This window comes from Pseudomonadota bacterium, from assembly GCA_040752895.1.
Lineage (GTDB): Bacteria > Pseudomonadota > Alphaproteobacteria.
This window is the reverse complement of sequence record JBFMHN010000001.1, coordinates 443,508-461,345: the sequence shown is the minus strand read 5'-3', so window position 1 is coordinate 461,345 and position 17,838 is coordinate 443,508. Positions and strand designations below refer to the sequence as shown.

Annotated in this window: 17 protein-coding genes and 2 tRNA genes; 12 read left to right on the top strand and 7 right to left on the bottom strand. The window is 59.7% G+C overall.

The features are described 5' to 3' along the window. The first annotated feature begins 131 nt into the window (after positions 1-131). The gene (locus tag AB1781_02405; protein ID MEW5703425.1) at positions 132-362 is read left to right on the top strand and encodes a hypothetical protein; all 231 of its coding nucleotides are present in this window, start codon (positions 132-134) and stop codon (positions 360-362) included. A 131-nt stretch (positions 363-493) separates the two neighbouring features. Here AB1781_02405 and AB1781_02400 read toward each other — a convergent pair whose 3' ends face one another. After that, complete coding sequence (locus tag AB1781_02400) at positions 494-820, bottom strand: frataxin domain-containing protein (GenBank protein ID MEW5703424.1); 327 nt, start codon at positions 818-820, stop codon at positions 494-496. A 15-nt stretch (positions 821-835) separates the two neighbouring features. Beyond that, complete coding sequence (locus tag AB1781_02395) at positions 836-1,288, bottom strand: hypothetical protein (protein MEW5703423.1); 453 nt, start codon at positions 1,286-1,288, stop codon at positions 836-838. A 167-nt stretch (positions 1,289-1,455) separates the two neighbouring features. On the opposite strand from AB1781_02395, the gene AB1781_02390 reads away from it, so the two are divergent. Both AB1781_02390 and AB1781_02385 read left to right on the top strand, forming a co-directional pair. Beyond that, entirely contained in the window at positions 1,456-2,040 is a 585-nt protein-coding gene (locus AB1781_02390; GenBank protein ID MEW5703422.1) for an NAD(P)H-dependent oxidoreductase, read from the top strand. Between the two features lie 11 nt (positions 2,041-2,051). Then, complete coding sequence (locus AB1781_02385; protein MEW5703421.1) at positions 2,052-3,884, top strand: ABC transporter ATP-binding protein/permease; 1,833 nt, start codon at positions 2,052-2,054, stop codon at positions 3,882-3,884. Here the strand turns inward: AB1781_02385 and AB1781_02380 are convergent. Further along, a complete protein-coding gene (locus tag AB1781_02380; protein ID MEW5703420.1) occupies positions 3,881-5,263 on the bottom strand; it encodes a DEAD/DEAH box helicase in 1,383 nt (460 codons plus the stop codon). The genes AB1781_02385 and AB1781_02380 overlap by 4 nt on opposite strands. Before the next feature lie 173 nt (positions 5,264-5,436). On the opposite strand from AB1781_02380, the gene AB1781_02375 reads away from it, so the two are divergent. Then, positions 5,437-5,979, top strand: a complete 543-nt coding sequence (locus tag AB1781_02375; GenBank protein ID MEW5703419.1) for a hydrolase — start codon at positions 5,437-5,439, stop codon at positions 5,977-5,979. 23 nt (positions 5,980-6,002) lie between these two features. Then, positions 6,003-6,701, top strand: coding sequence for an alpha/beta fold hydrolase (locus AB1781_02370; GenBank protein MEW5703418.1), 699 nt, complete (start codon positions 6,003-6,005; stop codon positions 6,699-6,701). Positions 6,702-7,003: 302 nt separating this feature from the next. Here AB1781_02370 and parE read toward each other — a convergent pair whose 3' ends face one another. Continuing rightward, positions 7,004-8,989 carry a DNA topoisomerase IV subunit B gene (gene parE, locus AB1781_02365; protein ID MEW5703417.1) on the bottom strand — a complete coding sequence of 662 codons (1,986 nt, stop codon included), beginning with the start codon at positions 8,987-8,989 and terminating at the stop codon, positions 7,004-7,006. Between the two features lie 87 nt (positions 8,990-9,076). Between parE and AB1781_02360 the strand changes: the two genes are divergently transcribed. After that, the gene (locus AB1781_02360) at positions 9,077-9,457 is read left to right on the top strand and encodes an acyl-CoA thioesterase (GenBank protein ID MEW5703416.1); all 381 of its coding nucleotides are present in this window, start codon (positions 9,077-9,079) and stop codon (positions 9,455-9,457) included. Positions 9,458-9,547: 90 nt separating this feature from the next. Here the strand turns inward: AB1781_02360 and glnA are convergent, their stop codons facing one another. After that, on the bottom strand, positions 9,548-10,957 hold the full coding sequence (glnA, locus tag AB1781_02355) for a type I glutamate--ammonia ligase (protein ID MEW5703415.1): 1,410 nt from the start codon (positions 10,955-10,957) through the stop codon (positions 9,548-9,550). A 62-nt stretch (positions 10,958-11,019) separates the two neighbouring features. Further along, the gene (locus tag AB1781_02350; protein MEW5703414.1) at positions 11,020-11,358 is read right to left on the bottom strand and encodes a P-II family nitrogen regulator; all 339 of its coding nucleotides are present in this window, start codon (positions 11,356-11,358) and stop codon (positions 11,020-11,022) included. Positions 11,359-11,742: 384 nt separating this feature from the next. On the opposite strand from AB1781_02350, the gene AB1781_02345 reads away from it, so the two are divergent. After that, positions 11,743-11,819: transfer RNA gene (locus AB1781_02345), tRNA-His, on the top strand. A gap of 33 nt (positions 11,820-11,852) precedes the next feature. Here the strand turns inward: AB1781_02345 and AB1781_02340 are convergent. After that, positions 11,853-13,103 (bottom strand): D-amino acid dehydrogenase, encoded by a 1,251-nt coding sequence (locus AB1781_02340; GenBank protein ID MEW5703413.1) that lies wholly within the window; start codon positions 13,101-13,103, stop codon positions 11,853-11,855. 165 nt (positions 13,104-13,268) lie between these two features. On the opposite strand from AB1781_02340, the gene AB1781_02335 reads away from it, so the two are divergent. From AB1781_02335 to AB1781_02315, 5 genes are all read left to right on the top strand, one after another. Then, complete coding sequence (locus AB1781_02335; protein MEW5703412.1) at positions 13,269-14,747, top strand: NAD(P)H-hydrate dehydratase; 1,479 nt, start codon at positions 13,269-13,271, stop codon at positions 14,745-14,747. Between the two features lie 186 nt (positions 14,748-14,933). Then, positions 14,934-15,221, top strand: a complete 288-nt coding sequence (locus AB1781_02330) for a hypothetical protein (protein MEW5703411.1) — start codon at positions 14,934-14,936, stop codon at positions 15,219-15,221. A 204-nt stretch (positions 15,222-15,425) separates the two neighbouring features. Then, positions 15,426-15,510: transfer RNA gene (locus AB1781_02325), tRNA-Leu, on the top strand. Positions 15,511-15,574: 64 nt separating this feature from the next. Next, positions 15,575-17,095 carry a trigger factor gene (tig, locus tag AB1781_02320; GenBank protein ID MEW5703410.1) on the top strand — a complete coding sequence of 507 codons (1,521 nt, stop codon included), beginning with the start codon at positions 15,575-15,577 and terminating at the stop codon, positions 17,093-17,095. A 50-nt stretch (positions 17,096-17,145) separates the two neighbouring features. After that, a complete protein-coding gene (locus AB1781_02315; GenBank protein ID MEW5703409.1) occupies positions 17,146-17,760 on the top strand; it encodes an ATP-dependent Clp protease proteolytic subunit in 615 nt (204 codons plus the stop codon). The last annotated feature ends 78 nt before the right edge of the window (positions 17,761-17,838 follow it).

Genomic DNA, 17,838 nt, shown 5'->3' with positions numbered 1-17,838 from the left:
GCCCGCCTTGTACCATAGCCGGGCTTTCACGCAAACGGCTGCCGCGATGGGTTTATTCGCCAAAGAAGCCCATGGTGTGTTCTATGGCGTTTGTTATAATGGCGGGCTTTTCATCACCTGAAGGGGGCAACATGTACGTTCTTTCTTATCTGAAACGGCTGGGGCTGGTTCTTGGTCTTGCCGTTGGTCTTGCCGTTGGTCTTGCCGCTTGCGAAGACAAGGATGCTACCAAAAAAATGGAAGAAGGCGCCAAAATGATGAAAGAGGGCGCGGAAGAGATGATGGGAGGCGAACAACCTGCCACCAGCGAAGAACAGCCAAGCGAAGAAGAAATGGACCAACCGGCGGCCCCGACCGAGTAAGTACGGGCAAGCGCGCAGCCAACGCTTCTTTTTTGAACGAGGGGTTGCGCTTCTTCTACGTTCTTCGCTCTTCTCGCAAGAGGACAAAAGAGGCGCTCCAAGACGATTGGGGCGCCTCTTGTTTTTGCGGACTAGTTGAATTTGAACGAAACGCCGCAGATTTGCGAAAGCTCATCTTCCAGAAGGTCGTATAAATCAACCCCGTCCCGGATAGCGATCCAGCCGTCCTTTCCCTTGTCGTAGTAAAAGACTCGCCGGCCGGAGAGCGGGGACGCGAGCCCGATCCCTTGGCGGATGTCGAGACTGTTCAGCAGGTATTGTTGACCCGATTCAAGCTCGATAATGAGCGTGTCCTCGGTGCGTTCGATCGTCGCCGTGGGGCCGAGGGCGGCTTCGGTCTTTTTCTGGATGTAACGGAGTGTCTCGTCGATGAATTTTCCGAAGGGCGATTTTTCCATGCCAACGCCTGCGGCCTAAGGAGAAAGAGGCAAGCCCTGCGGCGAGACCGTCAGGTTGATGACGGCGCCATTCACCGTGTTCGGCGTGATCTGGACGGTGGCAACGCGTTCGCCCCGCCGGTAGGTCTGAAGACTTTGTGCTGCGCGCACGACGGTCAGTAATTGCCAGCCGAATTTCGGCATTTCCTGAAGGTAAAAATCATAAACCTTTCCGGCTTCATTGGGCGTGCGTACAACCAATCGCCCGATCCAGGCATCGTTCGAACCCAGAATGAGCGTGCGGTCGAGGTCCATTGATGCCTCGTCAGGTATCGGAATATCTGCAAATTGTGCGAAGGAAGGGGCGGGGTTGCTGGCCGCCATCGGATCATCCGAGCGGCTGCTTGGGCTAAGTGGCATCGTGCCAGTGCAGGCGGTAACCAGAAGGCTTGCCGCGACGGCCAAAGGAAACGCCACCTTCCAACTCATCCCGAAAGCCCCTTGCGCCCAACCCAGATAGCTGACTTCTAGACTTCCCATGCTCGCGCGCGGACGTCAACCGAAAGGCGCAAGGCTTCCTGAGCTTGCGGCGGCGGAGTTTGTTGAAAGCAGCTGTCCTATGTATCCTCCGGATTACGCGAGTGGATTAAGAGAGGTTGGCGATGACACCGAAGATTCTTGCCTTCTCGGGCAGCAGCCGCGAAGGGTCTTACAATGTAAGGCTACTCGAGGTGGCCGTCGGCGGCGCGCGCGCCGCCGGTGCCGAGGTGACGCTTGTTAATTTGCGCGACCTTAATTTGCCCCTTTACGATGAGGATTTCGAGCGGACCGAGGGCTTGCCGGAAGGGGCGCGAAGACTGAAGAAGTTGATGCTGGCGCATCAGGGGTTCCTTATTGCCTCGCCGGAATATAACAGCTCCATCTCACCGGCTTTGAAGAACGCGATCGATTGGGCCTCGCGGCCGACTCTTGGCGAAGCGGGCGAACTCGCTTGCTTCGCGAACAAAGTCGCCGCTCTGATGAGCGCATCTCCCGGCGGCCTTGGGGGCTTGCGCGGGCTTGTTCATGTTCGCGCCATCCTTGGCAATCTCAAGGTGCTGCTCATTCCCGAGCAGGTCGCCGTCGGCATGGCGCATCACGCCTTCCATTCCGAGGGCGGCCTCAAGGATACAGGGCAGCAAAAGACCGTCGAGACGCTGGGGGCCAAAGTGGCCGACATGATTCGAAAACTTGCCGCCTGAAGGGGCCGCCTATGCGTTCGCTTTCGGCATCTTCCGCCAGCGCGCCGCCCTCTGGTTTTGAGTGGGGTGCGCTTCGCAGCTTGCTTCCTTACCTTTGGCCGAAGGAAAGCCTCGAACTGCGCGGGCGCGTGGCGGCCGCGCTTGTCTTTCTGACCGTCGCCAAGGGTGTCAACGTCACCGTGCCGCTTCTTTACAAGGCGGCCATCGATGCGTTTTCCGGGGGCGCGAACGCCGTCCTCGTTCTGCCGCTTGGTCTCCTTTTCGCTTACGGGCTTCTGCGCGTGCTTGCCCTTGCCTTTGGCGAGCTTCGGGACGCCGTCTTTGCAAAGGTCGCGCAACGCGCCATCCGCGCGGCAGCTCTCCGTACCTTTCGGCATTTGCATGGTCTTTCCTTGCGGTTTCACCTCGAACGCCAGACGGGGGGGTTAAGCCGGGCGATTGAACGCGGCACGAAGGGAATTGAATTTTTGCTCAGCTTCGTTCTCTTCAACGTGCTGCCCACCTTGATCGAAATCCTGCTGGTTTGCGGAATCCTGTGGGTGTTGTTCGACGTCTGGTTTGCGGCGGTCACTTTCGTCACCATCGTCGGCTATGCGACGTTTACCCTTTTGATTACGGAATGGCGAACGAAGTACCGCCGCCGGATGAACGAAACGGACAGCGAAGCAAATACGAAAGCGATCGACAGTCTTCTCAATTATGAGACCGTGAAATATTTCGGAAATGAAGATCACGAGGCGGAACGGTTTGATCAGTCGCTTCGCCGGTACGAGAAGGCGGCCGTCAAGAGCAAGACGACGCTTTCCCTTCTCAACATCGGGCAGGCGACAATCATCTCTGCCGGCATTACGGCCGTGATGATCATGGCCGGCCTTGGCATCGTGCAAGGTTCGCTTACGGTCGGCGATTTCGTCCTGGTGAACACTTACCTTGTCCAGCTTTACATGCCGCTGAATTTTCTGGGCTCCGTCTATCGCGAAATCAAGCAGGCGCTGACCGACATGGAGTCGATGTTCATCCTTCTGCGCGAGCAGTGGGAAGTAAAAGACAAGCCGAATGCCGCGCCACTTCGGATGGATGGTGCGTGTGTCCGTTTCGAGAACGTGCGGTTCCGTTACGATTCGCGACGGGCAATCCTGAAGGACGTTTCCTTTACGGTGCCGGAAGGCCGGACGGTCGCCATTGTCGGTTCGAGCGGAGCGGGGAAGTCGACGCTTTCGCGTCTTCTTTTTCGCTTCTACGACGTAGATGGGGGGCGGGTCACGATTGACGGGCAGGATATTCGCGACGTGACCCAGAAAAGTCTGCGCGCCGCCATCGGAATCGTGCCGCAGGATACCGTCCTCTTCAACGACACAATTTTTTATAATATCTCCTACGGCCGGCCGGATGCCAGCCGGGAGGAGGTGGAGGAGGCGGCGAGGCTGGCCCGGATTGACGGCTTCATTCGCTCGCTGCCGGACGGATTTCAAACCCGCGTGGGCGAGCGGGGGTTAAAGCTTTCCGGCGGAGAAAGGCAGCGCGTCGCCATCGCGCGGACGATCTTGAAACGTCCGCGGATTCTTCTTTTCGACGAAGCGACCTCGGCTCTCGATTCGCATACGGAAAAAGAGATTCAGGAAAGCCTTGAGGCGGTTTCGGTCAACCGGACGACGCTTGTCATCACGCACCGCCTGACGACGGTGGTGGGGGCGGACGAAATTCTCGTCCTTGATGGGGGCGAAATTGTCGAGCGGGGCAAGCACTCGGCCCTTCTTGCGTCACAAGGACCTTACGCCGCCATGTGGGCGCGTCAGATGGAATCAGAAACGGCAACGCCGTCGCTACCGGCGGCCGCGGGCTAGCCCTTTGTGCGCCGTTTGCGGCGTGGACCTTGCGCTTGCGGCGGCGGTTCAGCCAGGAAGGCGGGGATTTCCCAACCGGGCCCATCTCCCTGTGGTTTGATTGCTTCTTGACGTTCTTTCGGCGGTTGCGCCACCGGCTTTTTCGGAGGCGGATTCGCCTCCCGTTTCGGCTCGCCACCGCGGCGAGCCCTTCCCTGGCCGCCACGTTGCCTCTTTCGCTTCGGCTTCGTGTCCGTCACGAGAGGAATTTCGGGCGAGGAGCGTCCTTCGCGAACAACCCGCGGGATCGCCTTTCCCAGCATGCGTTCGATGGCGGCGAGCGGCTCGGCTTCTTCCGGTGTCACCAGCATAAAAGTGCGACCGGCCCTGCCGGCCCGTCCTGTCCGGCCGATGCGGTGGATGTAATCTTCCGAATTTACAGGCACGTCATAATTGAAGATGTGGGACACCTTCATGATGTCGAGGCCGCGGGCTGCAACGTCGCTGGCAACCAAGAAAGCAAGCTCGCCCTCGCGGAGCGTATCCAGGGTTTCCGTGCGCTTCGATTGGGCCAAGTCGCCGTGAAGAGGGGCGGCGTCGAACCCGCGCTTTTTTAGAAGCGAAGCGAGTTCATCCACTTGCCTTTTCCGGTTGCAGAAGATGATGGCGCTTTTCGGCTTCTCTTTTTCGATAAGCTCAATGAGGGCGGCGTCCTTGTTGCTTTCCTCGATGGGAAGAAGGAACTGCTCGACCGTTTCCGCCGCCGTCGATGGCGGCGAGACGGAAATTTCCTTCGGGTCGTTCAGGAAGGCTTCCGCGAGACGGCGGATTTCCGGCAGGATCGTCGCCGAGAAGAGAAGCGTTTGCCGGTTTTTCGGCAGCAGCCGGACGATCCGTTCCACGTCCGGGATGAACCCCATGTCGAGCATCCGGTCGGCTTCGTCGATAACCAGGATCTTGACGTCGTGGAGAAGCAGGAGGCCGCGCTCGTAACAGTCCAGGAAGCGTCCGGGCGTCGCAATCAGGACGTCGGCCCCGCGCTCGATTTGCTGTTCCTGGGGCGCCAGCGAAATGCCGCCGATAAGCAGCGCCTTCGAAAGCTTGTGGTACTTGCCGTAGCGGTCGAAGTTTTCGGCGACTTGCGCGGCAAGCTCGCGGGTAGGTTCCAGGATGATCGCCCTCGGCATCCGCGCCTTGGCCCGGCTTTGCGCCAGGATATCAATCATCGGCAGCGTAAAGGAGGCGGTTTTCCCGGTACCCGTCTGGGCGCAGCCGAGCATGTCGCGCCCCATCAGCACGTAAGGGATCGCCCTCGCTTGAATCGGCGTCGGAGTGACGTAGCCGGATTCCTCGATGGCGCGCAGAAGCTCGTCGCTTAAGCCGAGATCGGCAAAGCTCATTCGCTACGACCGGGGCGAAGAAGACCAGTAGAAAAAGATGCACCCTGCATGTTGAGGCGGAGTGTAGGCGTTCTTGCGCGTCTGTCAATTTCCCAAACGGGCCTCACTTGGCGAAAACGAGGGCTTCCGCTAGGTTAGCGGCAACTAGGGAGGGCCCGGAAAGGGGGGGCGCCATGCTGCTTGATCGCCAGACGTCGCTTCTCTTGATCGTTGACATACAAGAGAAATTCGTGGCCGCCCTCCATGGCTACGGCGGCATGCTGAAGAACGGCATTCTCCTGATGGGCGCCGCCGCCAGGCTGCGGATTCCGATGCTGATGTCCGAGCAATACCCGCAAGGTCTGGGCGGCACGGTACCAGAGCTTCGCGCGCTCTACCCCGGGGGCAAGCCCTTCGAGAAGACCTGTTTTTCCTGCTCGGAGGAGCCGGGGTTTCTCCCAAAACTGGCGGAATTCGCGCGTCCCCAGATTGTCCTCATGGGGATCGAAGCCCATGTTTGCGTCCTACAGACGGCGGTTGGCCTGAGCGCGGCGGGTTATCACCCCTTCGTCGTCGCGGACGCCACGGCCTCGCGGACGGCCGCGAACCACGCCCTTGGCCTTGAACGGATACGGCAGAACGGAATCCCCGTCGTTTCGGCCGAGATGGTCTTCTTCGAATGGCTGCGGCGATCGGGAACGGAGGAGTTTCGGGAACTCTCGAAACTCGTGCGTTGAACGGAAAAAAAAGGATCCGAACCATGCCCCGCCTGCCGCTTGTTCTGTTGCCGGGTCTGCTTTGCGACGCGGCTCTTTGGCGCCACCAGGCCGACCATTTGCGGGACGTTGCGGACCCTATTGTGGCCGACCTGACGAAAGACGATTCGATGGAAGGGATGGCGGCGTCCGTCCTGCGGGACGCTCCGCCAAAGTTCGCGCTCGCCGGCCTTTCGATGGGAGGATACGTGGCTCAGGCGCTGGTTCGCTTGAGCCCCGACCGTGTTGACCGTCTTGCGCTGTTGGATACAAATTTCACGGCCGACAATGCGAACCAGCGGCAACGCCGTCTCGACATGATGGCGCTGGCCGAAAAGGGAAACTTCAAGGGGGTTACGCCGCGCCTGCTTCCCTATCTTCTCCATCCGGACCGGCTTGGAGAGGAAACCCTGGTCCAGGCCGTGATGGGCATGGCCGAACGGGTCGGCAAGGAAGCGTTCCTTCGCCAGGAGCGCGCCATTCTTGGCCGTGTGGACAGCCGCGAGATGTTGAAGCGGGTTGTTTGCCCGACCCTTATTCTCTGCGGTGCCGAGGATAAGCTTACGCCATTGCCCGTTCACGAGGAGATGGCGGCTCTTATTCCCGGCGCGCGTTTGGTCGTCGTGCCCGAATGCGGGCATCTTTCCACCATGGAACGGCCGCAAGCGGTCAGCGCCGCCATGCGGGCATGGCTTGCGGCTTAAGTTAAGGAGGAAGCTTTTCGGCTTCGGTCGGGGAAAACGCAGACCCCCGGTCAGAGGGCCAGCAATGACAAGGGGGCATGCTATGACTGGCTTGGTCTCTGACGCGGGGGTCATTACCGGCCTTGGTGGACTCGTCATTGCGCACGAGAACTAAAAAATACGTACGCGCACCGACCCGGCTCGGGTGGCGAAAGGGCAGTCACCACCGTGCAATGACGGTATCGAAAGTTTGGGAAAGCGGATAGGGGACCTCACCGGAATGTGATCAGGATTTACCATGTTCCGGGCTGGTTTTGTCCCCTTCAAACGTCCAGGTTTTCGACAAACCGGGCGTTTTCCTGGATATAGGCGAAACGGCGCTCCGGCCGTCTCCCCATCAGGTCTTCGACCAGGCTTTCGACCGCACGCGCTTCCTTGAGGGCGGGTTCCTTCGGCAGGACCACCCGGTAGAGGGTGCGTTTCGCGGGGTCCATCGTGGTTTCCTTCAACTGGGCGGCCGGCATTTCGCCCAGCCCCTTGAAACGGCTGATTTCGACTTTCCCATTGCCCTTGAAATGGGTCTTTAGAAGCGCGTCCTTGTGAGCGTCGTCCCGCGCGTACACCGTCTCGCCGCCACGGCTTAAGCGGTAAAGGGGCGGCGCGGCAAGGTAGAGGCGCCCCCCTTCGACCAGCGACGACATCTCCCGGAAGAAGAACGTCATCAGAAGCGAAGCGATATGGGCGCCATCCACGTCGGCGTCCGTCATTATGATCACCCGTTCGTAACGGAGCTTCAAGGGATCGCATTGCGCGCCCATTCCACAACCCAGCGCCTGGGCAAGATCGGCGATTTCCTGATTGGCGCGCAGCTTCTCGCCGGAGGCGCTGGCCACGTTCAGTATCTTGCCGCGCAGCGGCAGCACGGCTTGGGTCTCGCGGTTGCGGGCTTGTTTTGCCGAGCCGCCGGCAGAATCCCCTTCGACGAGGAAAATTTCGGTGCCTTCCGAGCCGCTGCGGGAGCAATCGGTCAGCTTTCCCGGAAGCCGGAGCTTTCGGGTCGGGGTCTTGCGGGAAAACTCCTTCGCCTCGCGGCGGCGCAGGCGTTCCCCCGCCCGTTCGACGATTCGCTCAAGCAGCAAATTCGCCGTCTCCGGGTCGCCGCTCAGCCAATGGTCGAAGTGATCTTTGACCGTCGTTTCCGTCAGGCGTTGCGCGTTTTGGGAAGAAAGGCGTTCTTTTGTCTGGCCCTGGAATTCCGGGTTGTTGAGGAAGATGGAAAGCAGGATCGCCGCCCCTTCCGCAACGTCTTCAGCCGTGATCTGCGCGGCTTGCCGGTTGCCGGTAAGTTCGCCATAGGCCTTGAGTGACCGGGTCAGGGCCGTGCGCAGGCCCGCCTCATGGGTGCCGCCCTTCGGGGTCGGGATCGTGTTGCAGTAGGAGTGGATAAACCCTTCCCCGTCTTCCGGCCAGCCGACCGCCCATTCCGCGCGTCCGGCCTGGTTCGGAAAATCGGATTCGCCGGCGAAGGGAGAGGAAGTGATGACGGGCCGCCCGTCGAGGGCTGCCTGGAGGAAGCCTTTCAGGCCCTCCGGGAAATGGAAAATTTCCTTGGGCGGCACCTTCGAATTGCGCAGCAATTTCGGGTCGCACGTCCAGTGGATTTCAACCCCGCGGAAAAGATAGGCCTTCGACCGCGCCATCCGATAAAGCCGTTCGGGCTGAAAGGTCGCTTCCTTGCCGAAGATTTCCGGGTCCGGGTGGAAGCGGACCTCGGTGCCGCGCTGGTTCTTGGCGGGACCGATCGCTTCCAGCTTCGACGTCGGTTCGCCGCGCGCATATTCCTGCTGCCAGCGTTTGCCGTCACGGACGACTTCAATGAAAAGGTAGTCCGAAAGTGCGTTGACGACGGAAATGCCGACACCATGCAGGCCGCCCGACGTCTTGTAGACGTCGCCGCCAAACTTGCCGCCCGAATGGAGGGTCGTCAAAATGACCTCGAGGGCGGATTTCTTCTTGAACTTCGGGTGCGCGTCAACCGGTACGCCCCGGCCATTGTCTCGGGTGGTGAGGACGCCGTCGGTCCCAAGCGCGATCTCAATCCGGTTGGCGAAGCCCGCCACCGCCTCGTCCATCGCGTTATCGAGAATTTCGGCGGCCAGGTGGTGGAGCGCTGTTTCGTCTGTACCCCCGATATACATGCCGGGCCGCCGACGAATCGGCTCGAGCCCCTCCAAAACCTCGATGTCCTTCGCCGAATAGCTTTGGCTGGCGCGCTTCGGCCTGGAAGTGGATTTCGGCATGGGCGGCATTATGCGGTGCACGCATTTCCCGGGCAAGCAAGATGCGGTATGTTGAGGTGGGCTTCGCTACGACATTTTGGCATAAGGGGAAAAACCATGGCCAAGTTGGAAGACCGGCTTCCGGAGATTCGCGCCGTTGCTATGCCAGCGGATACGAATCCAAACGGCGACATCTTTGGCGGCTGGGTCATTTCCCAGATGGACCTTGCCGCCGGCATGGCCTCGCGGCGGCGGGCAAAAGGACGGGTGGCGACGGTAGCGATCGAAGGGATGACCTTCCACCTGCCGGTCCTGGTCGGAGACATCGTTTCCTGCTTCGCGAAGATTCTCAGCATTGGCCGGACCTCGCTCACCATTCATGTCGAGACCTGGGCGGAACGTTTTCCTTCCGGCGAGGCCATGAAAGTGACGGAGGGCAATTTTGTGATGGTGGCCCTTGACGACGACCGCCACCCCCGGCCAGTGCCACCGGCCTGAAGATTGGCACCCGGTGCCACTCTGCCGGGCTTGAAAAAAAGGCCGCCCTCCTGGGCGGCCTTTTTCATACCTAGATTTAAGTATTTATTATTACACGCTGTAATACATAGCGAATTCTATGGGATGCGGGGTGTTCTGGAAGCGGAGCGCTTCTTCCCGCTTGAGGTCGATATAGCCTTCAATCTGGTTTTCCGTGAACACGCCGCCCTTCGTCAGGAAGGCGTGATCTTCCTTGAGCGCGTCGAGCGCCTCGCTCAGTGAGCCGCAAACCGTCGGCACGCTTTTAAGCTCTTCCGGCGGCAGATCGTAGAGGTTCTTGTCAATTGGGTCACCCGGGTGAATCCGATTCTGGATGCCGTCGATGCCCGCCATCAGCATGGCTGCAAAGGCAAGGTAGGGGTTCGAGGCCGGGTCGGGGAAACGAACCTCGACGCGCTTGCCCTTCGGGTTGGAAGCATAAGGAATCCGGCAGGATGCCGAGCGATTACGCGCCGAATAGGCCAGCAACACCGGCGCCTCGAAGCCCTTCACCAGCCGCTTGTAGCTGTTCGTCGTCGAGTTCGTGAAGGCATTGAGGGCGTGAGCGTGCTTGATGATGCCGCCGATATAGTAGAGCGCGGTTTCGGAAAGATCCGCGTAACCGCTGCCGGCGAAGGTAGGGGTGCCGTCTTTGAGGATCGACTGATGGACGTGCATGCCGGACCCGTTGTCTTCAAAGATCGGCTTCGGCATGAAAGTTGCTGATTTGCCATAGGCGTGGGCGACCTGGTGCACCACGTATTTATAGATTTGCACCATGTCGGCGCAGCGAACGAGGGTGTCAAAGCGAAAGCCGAGTTCATTCTGGCCGGGCGCCACTTCGTGGTGATGTTTTTCGACATCAAGACCCATTTCTCCCATGAAGGTCAGCATCTCGGCGCGCAGATCAGCCATTGAATCGACCGGCGGCACGGGAAAATAACCACCCTTGATAGGCGGGCGGTGGCCGACGTTACCCCCCTCGTATTCGGCTGCGGTGGCGTGGGGGGCTTCCGAATAGTCGAGCGCGTAGAAGGTGTGGTTCATCGAGACGTTATAGCGGACGTCGTCGAACACGAAAAACTCGAGCTCAGGCCCGAAAAGGGCCGAGTCCCCAATCCCTGTGCTTTTTAGATAGGTTTCGGCCAGATGCGCCGTCGAACGGGGGTCTCGGTCATAGCCCTGGCCCGTCGAGGGGTCGACGATGTTGCAGAACATGATTAGCGACGTCTGGGCGGCGAAAGGGTCGAGAACGGCTGTTTTTGGATCCAGCATCAGAGTCATGTCTGATTCATGGATGGCTTTCCACCCGGCGATCGAGGAGCCGTCGAACATGAGCCCATCCACGAAGGCGTCTTCGTTAATCGTCGAGACGGTCTGCGCCGTGTGGTGCCACTTGCCGCGTGGGTCGGTAAAGCGGAGATCAACGTATTTTACGTCGTGGTCCTTGATCATCTGGAGAACTTTTTTTACGTCGGACATGGGCTTTTCCTGCTGTGGCATTGGATATATGGAAGGAGAATTTACTGATTAAGAGGCGGGTGTTAAATGGCCTCGTTGCCGGTTTCGCCGGTGCGAATCCGGATGGCGTCGCTGATTTCGGAAATAAATATTTTGCCGTCGCCGATGCGTCCTGTTCGGGCGGCGGCGACGATGGCTTCGACCGCTTTTTCGAGGAGGTTGTCGTCGAGCACGATCTCGATCTTCACCTTCGGCAGAAAGTCCACGACATATTCGGCGCCGCGGTAAAGTTCGGTGTGGCCTTTTTGCCGTCCGAAGCCCTTGACCTCGGTCACGGTAATGCCCTTGAGGCCGATTTCGTGGAGCGCCTCTTTTACCTCGTCAAGTTTGAAGGGCTTGATGATCGCTTCGATTTTTTTCATGAGCGCCGGAATCCGATTGAGGGCGTATTTGTTCGTGAAGGGGCGACCTCTGGTGAACGGGCAGGGGCTAACACATCCGATGTGTCACCTACGGTTTGGCAAAAGCACGGAGCGTGCCAAGTCAAAAGGGCTTGAAAAAACACGGAAAAATCAAATAAGGCGACCGCCCCGCTCCCCGAAATGCTTATTTTGATGGCACAACTGCCTATATTATGAGCAGGTCAAGGCCTGCTTTGCGGACGCTAACGTGACGGGAATCGGTCGGCGAATCAAGTGCGATTCAAGAGTGATCGCCGCCACGGAAAGGACTTCTTCGATGCGTTTCGACGCCCTGGCGGCGCTTGACGGTTTCCTTGGCAAACGTCTACACAGGTCGCCTCAACGGCGGGTGTAGCTCAGTTGGTTAGAGCGCCAGATTGTGGATCTGGAGGTCACGGGTTCGATCCCCGTCACTCGCCCCAATTTTTTCCAATCCTTAAAGCGGGTTACTCGGCTTAAAAGCGATTGAGGCCAAGGTCTTCGATTCGGATTTCGGGCCGCCGGCCTTCCACGAGATCGGCGAGGATGCGCCCCGATCCGGCCGCCATCGTCCAGCCATAGGTGCCGTGGCCCGTGTTGAGGAAGAGATTCGAGAAACGAGTCGGCCCGATCACCGGCAGGGTATCCGGCGTAAGCGGGCGAAGGCCGGCCCAACCTTGCGGTTGGCCGAGGTCGGCGGCTCCGGGAAAGAGGTTTTCCATGGCTTCGGTCAGGGTTTTGCAACGGCGCGCCTCCACCCGCCGATCGTAGCCGGCGAATTCGACCTGGCCTGCGACTCGAAGGCGGTCCCCCAGCCGGACGAAGACCAGCTTTTTGTCCTCGTCGGTGATGCCCCGGGAAGGCGCCCGTTTGCCGTCGCGAAGCGGGAAGGTAACGGAATAGCCCTTCGCCGGGTAGATAGGCAGACGAATTCCAAGCGGACGGAAAAGAAGCGGGCTTTCGCTTCCCAGGGAAAGAACGATCGCATCGGCCGAAAGCGTTTGGCGGTTCGTCATGACCCGCTCAATGCGCCCGTTCGCCGGAAGCAGCCTCTCGACGGTCTCCCCGAACAGGAAACGGACCCCACGGCGGCCGGCTTCTTCGGCCAGTTTGATGGTGAAGCAATGGGCGTCTCCGCTTTCGTCCTCGGGCGCATGGATGGCGCCGACGATCTGCTCGGCGGACGGTGCCAGCGCCGGTTCGAGGGCGAGGCACGCCTCCCGGTCGAGGGCGCGAAGGCCGGTGCCGAAGGCGTTCATTGCCAACATCCGTCGGCAGGCCAGATCAAAACTACGCCGTTCGCGGTAGATTTTCACGATGCCGTTCGTCTGCTCGTCGTAAGTAATGCCGGTATCTTCCCGAATCTTGCCAAGCTGAGCCCGGCTGTAGAGCGCGATCCGAAGGGCGCGCTCGAGGTTGACGGCCGACCGCTTCGCCGTGCAATTCCTGAGGAAACGCACCCCCCAAAGAAAAAGCGTCGGATCGGCGCGCCAGTGGAAAACAAGAGGCGCATCCTTCCGCCCCAGCCAGCGGAGAAAGGTGGGCACCACCTCGGGGTTCGCCCATGGCTCGGCCAGGCTGGCCGAGATTTGGCCGCCGTTCGCAAAGCTCGTTTCGGCTGCCGGTGCGGATTGGCGGTCGACCACCGTGACCGCGTGCCCGGCGCTGGCTAGGTAATAGGCGGCCGTAACCCCGACGACGCCGCTTCCCAGTATGAGAACCCTCACGGGAGGTCGCTCCTACGTTCCATGTCTCTTTCCCGCTATATAACGATTCCGAAAGCGCCGCGCAGGTGCTTTCCCTGGGCTAGAATTCCGCAGGACAGTCAACCCGGGCTCACGCTATCCTAAAGGCTCATGGTTTCGAGACCGCTACCCGAACGGGACTCCAGGATGGATGCAGCGCTGCTCAGCGTGGCCGAGAACTACGCGGTCGACCGCGCCGCCGCCGAGGAAGGGGTATCGAGCGGTGCGCTGATGGAAGCGGCCGGCAGCGGCGTTACCCGTGAAATCCTCTGCCGCTGGTCGCCGCGGCCAACCGTTGTTCTCTGCGGCCCGGGCAACAATGGCGGCGACGGCTTCGTCATCGCCAGGAAGCTGCGCGAGAAGGGATGGCCGGTACGCGTCGCCCTGCTTGGCCGGGTGCCGACGCTGAAGGGTGAGGCGGAAGCGAACGCGCTGCGTTGGCTGGGCGGCGAGGCGGAAGAAGCGGCAATCCTTTCGCTTGAGCCGACAGTCCTTAGCGGGGCCGGTCTCGTTGTGGATGCGCTTTTCGGGGCCGGCCTAGACCGGCCGCTCGATGGCGTCGTCCGGGCCGTCGTCGAAGCGATCAATGCAGGCTCTTTCCCTTGCGTTTCGGTGGACGTGCCAAGCGGTGTCCATGGCGACAGCGGCGAGGTGCTGGGCGTCGCCCCGATGGCGACGCTTACCGTCACCTTCATTGCGAGGAAAGCCGGTCATTTCCTGCTGCCGGGGCGTGAACACGCCGGGGAAGTCGTGTTGGTCGATATCGGCGTACCGCCGAAGGCCTATGCCCGCATACACCCAAGTCTTTTCGCGAACGGCCCCGTGCTTTGGCGGGACCGCTATCCGTGGCCGGGGGGCGCCGATCACAAATACAGCCGCGGCCATGCCGTCGTTGTCGGCGGCGCCATCATGACCGGCGCCGGCCGTCTTGCCGCCCGCGCCGCTCTGCGGGTCGGCGCCGGTATGGTGACCGTGGCAAGTCCCCCCGAAGCGGTGCCGATCTATGCCGCCGAAAGCCCAAGCCTGCTGGTGCACCCGGTCAAAAGCGAAGGCGATTTTCAGGATTTCATCGCCGATCTTCGCAAGCGGGCCTTCCTGCTCGGGCCGGGGAGCGGCCTCGGCAAGGAAACCCGGGCCAGGGTACTGGCGGCGCTCGCCACCGGCAGGCCCTGCGTGCTGGACGCCGACGCGCTCACCGTCTTCGAAGGTTCGGCCGCCGCGCTTTTCAAGGCAATCCGAGGGCCGGTCGTCCTTACCCCGCATGAAGGCGAGTTTGCCCGTCTTTTTGAGGGGGGCGGTGACAAGCTCACCCGCGCCCGCCGGGCGGCCCGGCTGAGCGGAGCTGTTCTGCTGTTGAAGGGGGCCGACACCATCATCGCCGCTCCCGACGGCCAGGCCGCGCTGAACTGGAACGCGCCCCCGAGCCTTGCCACGGCCGGTTCCGGCGACGTACTGGCGGGCCTCGTTCTTGGGCTTTTGGCCCAGGGAATGGCGCCCTTCGAGGCTGCCGCGGCCGCCGCCTGGTTGCAGGGCGAGGTGGCCGGGCGGATCGGGCCCGGTCTTATTTCGGAAGATTTACCAGAAAATTTACCAAAGGTGTTGTCAGACCTGTGGAAAGACCGTTAACCTTGGCAAATCGATAATTTCCGAATCGGGCTCTCTGAACTTTCGTTCTCTCTGAACTTTCGTTGTAATTTCATATAGTTTGAAGCTGCCTTTTTACCTTTTGTTAAAGTGGAAAGGTTATTCTTTTGTTAGAAAGCAATGCGTCCGCATAAAAACACAGGTACGTGTTTGCGAGAGTGACGTTTGATGAATCTGAAATTGAAAGAATTATACGGCCACAACGGCCACAACGGTTACAACGGCGCTGCGTCGTACATCGAAGCCGGCAACATCTTCCGTTGCCCGCACGTGGGCACCATCATAGAGACGGCGCGAGTGCTTTCCGTCCGAACCGATTCCTACGGCATTCCTCACGTGACGTATCAGGTGCGTATCCGCCGTGCCAATCGCGACGTGGAAGATGGTCCGCGCATGCTGGCTTTGACGTCTTTCACGGAACGCTATACGGAACGCTATACGGAATACGTTTCTTAAAACGTGCGTAGGCAGCGGATTTTACATCTGAAAATTTTGAACCTCTTCTCGCTTTTCTCTTCCCCCCTTTTTTCGCTTTTCTTTTCGCCGATTGCATGACCGGATGCTATTGGCTGGCGCGGCGCGCTTCGCCGCCAGGCCTTTCCGTGCTATAAGCCGCGGGCGTCGGCCGGTTGACGCCGCGGTAGGGGTGGGAGTACCCATGCGGGCGTGGTGGAACTGGTAGACACGCCAGATTTAGGTTCTGGTGACGTAAGTCGTGGGGGTTCAAATCCCTCCGCCCGCACCAAGTTTCGTTTGATGTCGGTTTGCGGCCGACGCATGATTTTCCATGGAATGGGAAGCTTATGGAAGTGACGGAGACACAGGCCGAAGGCCTGAAACGCGAATTCAAAGTCATCGTGCCTTCGGGCGATATGGAAAAACAAGTCGACATGAAGCTGAAGGAGCTTTGTGCGACGGTGCGCCTCCCGGGATTTCGGCCGGGCCACGTGCCAATGTCGTTGGTTCGCGGCAAGTACGGCCAGTCGGTGTTAGCGGAAATCGTCCAGAAGACTCTTACGGACACCGCAAAAAAACTTTTGAAAGACCGTAGCCTAAGACCCGCCATGCAGCCCCATGCCGAGATCACGGCCTTTCCCGATGGCAGGGACTTGGAATTCACGCTAACCGTCGAGCTTATTCCTGAAATTGCCTTCATGGATTTCTCGAAGATCGAAATCGAGAGGCTTGAGCCCATCGTTAGCGAGGAGGACGTGGCGAAGGCGCTTGAAAACGCCGCCGCCAGCCAGCGCCGTTTCCAGCCCCTTGCCAAGGCGAGGCCGGCGCAGGAGGGAGACCTCGTCGTCATTGATTTCCTGGGCAGGGTGGACGGCAAGCCGTTTGAAGGTGGCGCCGCCCAGGGGCATCAGCTTGAACTTGGCTCCGGCCGTTTTATTCCCGGCTTCGAGGAACAGTTGATTGGTGCCGAGGCCGGCGGGAGCGTCGTCGTGGTGGTTTCCTTCCCAGATCCCTATCCATCGAAGGAACTGGCCGGCAAGGAGGCACACTTCGACGTGACGGTGCAGGAAGTGCGCGAACGCGTGCCGGTTGGGGTGGACGACACGCTTGCCAAGGCCTTCGGGGTCGAAACCCTGGACGAGCTGCGCAAGGAGATGCGGGAAAGCCTCGAGCGGGAATACAAGAACGTTGCTTACGTGCGCGAAAAACGGGAATGCCTTGATGCGTTGGCAGAAGGGCATCCCTTCGATCTGCCGCAGGGGGCGGTGGACGCGGAGTTCGAATCGATCTGGGCGCAGATTAAGGAGCGCCGCGGCCATGCGCACGATCATGACCACGACCACGATCATGACCACGACCATGACCACGACCACGATCATGACCACGATCATGACCACGACCATGACCACGACCATGGCCATGCGCAGGAAGACGAATTCGAAGGCAAGGACGACGAAACCTTGAAAAAGGAATATCGTGCGATTGCCGAACGTCGGGTCCGCCTGGGCCTTTTGCTTTCCGAGGTGGGTTCAAAAAATAGCATCTCCCTTTCCCAGAAGGACATCAACGACGCGATTGGTCTCGAAGCGCGCCGCCACCCCGGCCATGAGGCACAAGTGTTCGAATTCTATCAGCAGAATTCCGAAGCTATGCAGCGGCTGCTGGCACCTCTCTTCGAGGACAAGGTCGTCCGGTTTCTTCTCGAGAAGGTGAAGATCAGGGTTCGCAACATCTCGCCCGATGAGTTAATAAACGAAGTCCAGGCCACTATGGAAAAGATAGCCGGGAAGAAGGAAAAAAGCGCCAAACCCGGCAAGCCGAAAACGGCGGCAGCCAAGGCGAAAAAGAAAGCGGTAAAAAAGGCAAAGAGCTAGAACAGCGAAGAGGCGGCAAGTCCGCCTTGTTTCAGAACCGGGAGCATGCGATGGGCGACACGAAAATGAATCTGCTGATTCCCATGGTTGTCGAGCAGACGAACCGGGGCGAGCGCGCCTATGATATCTTTTCCCGCCTTCTGAAAGAGCGGATCGTTTTCCTTACCGGCGGTATCGACGACGGCGTGGCAAGCCTCGTCTGTGCGCAATTGCTGTTTCTTGAATCGGAAAACCCGGGCAAGGACATCTTCCTCTATATCAATTCGCCAGGCGGCATCGTCACCGCCGGGCTTGCCATCTATGACACGATGCAATACATCCGGCCGGCGGTCTCCACGGTCTGCATCGGTCAGGCGGCCTCGATGGCCTCGCTTCTGCTGGCCGCGGGCGAACCGAAAAAGCGCTACGCGCTTCCGAACGCTCGGATCATGCTCCATCAACCGTCCGGCGGCGCCCAAGGGCAGGCGGCGGACATCGAAATACAGGCAAAGGAGATTCTGGCCTTACGCGCCCGTCTCAATCAAATCTATGTCGAGCACACCGGGCAGTCCCTGGATGCGATTGAAAGGGCCGTTGACCGGGACAAATTCCTGTCCCCGGGGGAGGCCTTGGAATTCGGCCTGCTCGATGAAGTCGTGAAAAGTCGCCCTATCCCGGAGAAGTAGTTGTTTGAATAATAAAGAAATATTGAGTTATCCGGGTTCACGTTAAATTTAGATAACGCCAGAAATTGACCATAAAAA

Bases quoted from the DNA above. Each gene is read 5' to 3' on its own strand.
- AB1781_02405 (MEW5703425.1), top strand. From the start codon at position 132: ATGTACGTTCTTTCTTATCTGAAACGGCTGGGGCTGGTTCTTGGTCTT.
- AB1781_02400 (MEW5703424.1), bottom strand. From the start codon at position 820: ATGGAAAAATCGCCCTTCGGAAAATTCATCGACGAGACACTCCGTTAC.
- AB1781_02395 (MEW5703423.1), bottom strand. From the start codon at position 1,288: ATGAGTTGGAAGGTGGCGTTTCCTTTGGCCGTCGCGGCAAGCCTTCTG.
- AB1781_02385 (MEW5703421.1), top strand. From the start codon at position 2,052: ATGCGTTCGCTTTCGGCATCTTCCGCCAGCGCGCCGCCCTCTGGTTTT.
- AB1781_02380 (MEW5703420.1), bottom strand. From the start codon at position 5,263: ATGAGCTTTGCCGATCTCGGCTTAAGCGACGAGCTTCTGCGCGCCATC.
- AB1781_02375 (MEW5703419.1), top strand. From the start codon at position 5,437: ATGCTGCTTGATCGCCAGACGTCGCTTCTCTTGATCGTTGACATACAA.
- AB1781_02370 (MEW5703418.1), top strand. From the start codon at position 6,003: ATGCCCCGCCTGCCGCTTGTTCTGTTGCCGGGTCTGCTTTGCGACGCG.
- parE (MEW5703417.1), bottom strand. From the start codon at position 8,989: ATGCCGCCCATGCCGAAATCCACTTCCAGGCCGAAGCGCGCCAGCCAA.
- AB1781_02360 (MEW5703416.1), top strand. From the start codon at position 9,077: ATGGCCAAGTTGGAAGACCGGCTTCCGGAGATTCGCGCCGTTGCTATG.
- glnA (MEW5703415.1), bottom strand. From the start codon at position 10,957: ATGTCCGACGTAAAAAAAGTTCTCCAGATGATCAAGGACCACGACGTA.
- AB1781_02350 (MEW5703414.1), bottom strand. From the start codon at position 11,358: ATGAAAAAAATCGAAGCGATCATCAAGCCCTTCAAACTTGACGAGGTA.
- AB1781_02335 (MEW5703412.1), top strand. From the start codon at position 13,269: ATGGATGCAGCGCTGCTCAGCGTGGCCGAGAACTACGCGGTCGACCGC.
- AB1781_02330 (MEW5703411.1), top strand. From the start codon at position 14,934: ATGAATCTGAAATTGAAAGAATTATACGGCCACAACGGCCACAACGGT.
- AB1781_02315 (MEW5703409.1), top strand. From the start codon at position 17,146: ATGGGCGACACGAAAATGAATCTGCTGATTCCCATGGTTGTCGAGCAG.